We start from the raw sequence: 4313 nt of genomic DNA on the forward strand, positions 1-4313 counted from the left end.
CTGGGGTATGGCCTGCTGCGCTATGTCAACGAGCGGACCGCGCCCGTACTGGCATCGCATGCCACCGGCCAGATCGGCTTCAACTACCTCGGCCGCTTCTCCACCGCCGACATGCCGGACCGCGTGCGCGGCCTGGGCTGGACCCCGGCCCCCGAGGCCGCCGAGCTGGGGGCGGCCCCCGCCGCCGACACCCCGCCCATGGCAACGGTCGACATCAACGCCCTGGTCACCGACACCGCCGAGGGCACACCACAGCTCACCGCCATGTTCGCCTTCCCCACGGGAGTCCTCTCCCGTACGGACGTACAACAGCTGGCCGACCTCTGGCGCACCGCGCTGGAGGCGCTGGCCCGCCATGCGGCCGGGCCCGGCGCGGGCGGGCTGACGCCCTCGGACGTGCCCCTGGTCTCCGTGACCCAGCGCGAGATCGAGGCATGGGAGCGGCAGTACCCGGGCCTGGCCGACATCTGGCCGCTGACCGCGCTGCAGTCCGGGCTGCTCTTCCACACGATGCTGGCCGACTCCCGGTTCGACGCGTACCAGATGCAGCTGGTGTTCCACCTCAGCGGCACCGTCGACCCGGCCCGTATGCGGGCGGCGGGCCAGGCGCTGCTGAACCGGTACCCGAACCTGCGGACCGCGTTCGTCAACTCCGCCGCCGGTGACCCCGTGCAGATCGTGCCGAACACCGCCGAACTGCCCTGGCGCACCCTCGACCTGAGCACCCTCGACGACGAGGCGCGCCGAGCCGCCTGCGACCGCTTCCTCGCCGACGACATGAACGACCGGTTCAACCAGGCCGCGCCGCCACTGCTGCGGATGACGCTGCTCACCACGGGCCCGGACCGCGCCGAGCTGGTACTGACCGCCCACCACGTCCTCTTCGACGGCTGGTCGTACCCGCTGCTGCTGCAAGACCTGCTGCGCGCCTACGCCGCCGACGGCGACCTCGCCGCGCTGCCCCGACCGCGCAACTACCGGGACTTCCTGGCCTGGCTGTCCGCACAGGACCGCACCCGCTCCACCCGCGCATGGGCGGCCGAACTCGACGGCGTCGACACGCCGACCCTGCTGGCGGCCGGCCTCGAACCCCGTACGGACCTCTCCGGCATCGGCAACATCGAGGCCGAACTGTCGGCGGACGAGGCCCGCGAGCTGGCCCGGCGGGCCGCTGACCTCGGCGTCACGCTCAACACCCTGGTGCAGGGCACCTGGGCGGTCCTGCTCGCCTCACTCACCGGCCGCCAGGACGTCCTCTTCGGCACCACGGTCTCCGGCCGCCCGCCGTCCTTGCCGGGCGTCGACTCCATGGTCGGGCTGTTCATCAACACCCTGCCCGTACGGGTGCGGTGCTCGCCGACCGAAACGCTCGCCGAGCTGCTGACCGGGCTGCAGGGCCGGCAGGCCGCCCTGCTGGATCACCACCACCACGGGCTGACCGACATCCAGCAGTCCATCGGGCTGCCCGACCTGTTCGACACCCTCGTCGTGTACGAGTCCTACCCGGTGGACCGGACCGGCATCAGCGAGGCCAACACCGCGGCCGGCATCGCGGTCACCGGCATCCGGCCGCTCGCTGCCGCCCACTACCCGCTGACCCTGCTGGCCGCCGCCGAGCCCCACCTCCGGCTCGCCCTGCAGTACCAGCGCAACCTCTACGACCGCGAGTCGGTGGTGGCCATCGCCGACCGGCTGGTGCGGGTGCTGCGCCAGCTCGTGGCCGACCCCGGCCGCCCGGTGAGCACCATCGACGTGCTGGCTCCGCAGGAGCGGGACCGGCTGTTGGGCACGGGCGACGGCGCAGCGGATGACCGTGCGGCGGGCGACACCGCGGCGGCCGGTTCCGCGGCCGTCGACGGGCCCGGCGCACCGGAGAGGCCGGAGGCACCGGAACTGCCGGCCCCCGGCCTGTTCGCACGGCAGGCGGCCGCCACACCGGACGCCCCGGCGGTGGCCGCGACGGCCGACGGCGGGCCGTTGACCTACCGCGAACTGGACGCCCGGTCCAACCGGCTGGCGCGCCTGCTGATCGGCCTCGGCGCCGGCCCCGACCGATACGTCGGTGTGTCCGTCGACTCCCCGGTGGAGCGGGCCGTATCCGTACTGGCCGTGCTGAAGACGGGCGCCGCGTGCCTGCCGATCGCCGCGGACGGCACGGTCGGCAGGGCCGGCGCCACCCCGGTGGCCTGGCTGGCGACCGAGGACATGACAGACCGGCTGCCGCGGACCGACGGCCTGCCGCAGATCATGATGAATGCCACCACGGCCGCCGGGCAGCCGGACGGCACAATCCTTGACGCGGACCGGATTTCACCGCTGCACAGGGACCATCCGGCATTTGTGAGCCTGTCCGGCCGGGTCTTCTCGTTCGACGAGATCGAGAACGCGGACCCGTCCGCGAGCCCGCGTGCGTACGTACTGGACGCCTGGCTGCGCCCGGTGGCCCCCGGCGTCCCGGGAGAACTCTATCTCGCGGGACCCGGGCTGGGACGGGAGTACGGCACCACCCTCTTCGGCACCGCGGAGCGATGCGTCGCGGACCCGTTCGGCGCGCCGGGCAGCCGGATGTACCGCACCGGCGACCGGGCCCGCTGGACCGCCGACGGTGCGGTGGAGCGCCTGATCTCCGACGAGCGGCTGGCGCGGGCGGCCACGGCGGACCAGAAGACGGGCGGACGCGAGCACTGGACGCCGCGCACCCCGCAGGAAGAGGTACTCGCGGGCGTGTTCGCCGAGGTCCTCGGCGTCGGACAGGTCGGCGTCGACGACGGCTTCTTCGACCTGGGCGGCAACTCCCTGCTGGCGATCCGTCTGGTCAGCAGGATCCGTACCGAACTGGGCGTGGAGGTGCCCATCCGCGAGGTGTTCGCGTCCCCCACCATCGCGGAACTGATCGTGCACCTGTCGGCCGGACTGCAAGTAAGGCCGCCACTGCGGCAGTTGGCACAGCGCCCGGACCGGATGCCGCTGTCGTACGCCCAGCGCCGGCTGTGGTTCATCAACCGTTTCGAGGGCGCCTCGGCGACCTACAACGTCGCGCTCGGCGTACGGCTGACCGGCACGCTGGACGTGGCGGCCATGGGCCAGGCGGTCCGCGATGTGGTCGCCCGCCACGAGAGCCTGCGCACACTGATCGTCGATGACGCGGCGGGTGTGCCGTTCCAGCAGGTGGTGCCCGCGGACGCGGCGCTGCTGGATGTCCCCGTGATCGCGGTGGACCCCGGTGAGATCGACAGCGCGGCGGCGGACGCAGCGGCCCATCTGTTCGACCTGGCCACGGAGATCCCCGTCCGCGCCCAGGTGCTGCGCTGCGGCGTCGAGGACCATGTGCTGGTGCTGGTGATCCACCACATCGCCAGCGACGGCGAATCCATGGGACCGCTGGCGCGAGACCTGGCCACCGCCTACACCGCCCGCACCGAGGGGCAGGCCCCGGCCTGGCCCGACCTGCCGGTGCAGTACGCCGACTACACCGTCTGGCAACAGGAACTCCTCGGCGAGGAGGCCGACCCGAGCAGGGTGCTCAGCGCCCAGACCACGTACTGGCGCGATGAGTTGACCGGCGTACCGCAGCCGCTGCAACTGCCCACGGACCGCCCGCGGCCGCCGGCCGCCAGCCACCGCGGCGACACCGTCGGCGTCACCTTCGACGCCGAGGTGCTGGCCGGTGTCGAGGAACTCGCCCGCGAACGGGGCGCGACGGTCTCGATGGTGATGCAGTCGGCGCTGTCCGTACTGCTGCACCAGCTGGGCGGCGGCGACGACATCACCATCGGCTCGCCGATCGCGGGCCGTACCGACGAAGCCCTGTCGGACCTGGTGGGCTTCTTCGTCAACACCTGGGTGCTGCGCGCCGACCTGTCCGGGAACCCGTCGTTCGAAGAGGTGCTGGAGCGGGTGAGGGCCAAGGCGCTGGTGGCCTACGACAACCAGGACGCGCCGTTCGAGCGCCTAGTGGAGGTGCTCAACCCGGAGCGCTCGACCGCCTACCAGCCCTTCTTCCAGGTCATGTTCGCCTGGCAGACCTTCTGGCCCGACCTCGACCTGCCCGGACTGGACGCGACGTTCGAGCTGATCTCCAACGGCACTGCGAAGTTCGACCTGTTCTTCAACCTGGCCGGAGTCCCCGGCCAGGGCGTACAGGGCGAAATCGAGTACGCCACCGACCTGTTCGACCGGGCCACGGTGGAACGCATCGCGGCCCGGCTCGACCGGCTGCTGCGGCAGCTGGTGGCGGACCCCGGCCGACGGGTCGGAGCGGTGGAGCTGTTGGAGCCGGCGGAGCTGGAGGTGCTGCGGGGGTTCAATGACAC

Annotated in this window: 1 protein-coding gene; it reads left to right on the forward strand. The window is 72.3% G+C overall.

Annotation, left to right across the window (positions count from 1 at the left end; genetic code table 11):
• Positions 1 to 4313: condensation domain-containing protein (locus tag ACF08M_RS41375; protein ID WP_392190477.1), on the forward strand; the 4313-nt coding region annotated here is incomplete at both ends.

The sequence above is a fragment of the Streptomyces sp. NPDC015032 genome, from assembly GCF_043080425.1.
Classification (GTDB): Bacteria; Actinomycetota; Actinomycetes; order Streptomycetales; family Streptomycetaceae; genus Streptomyces.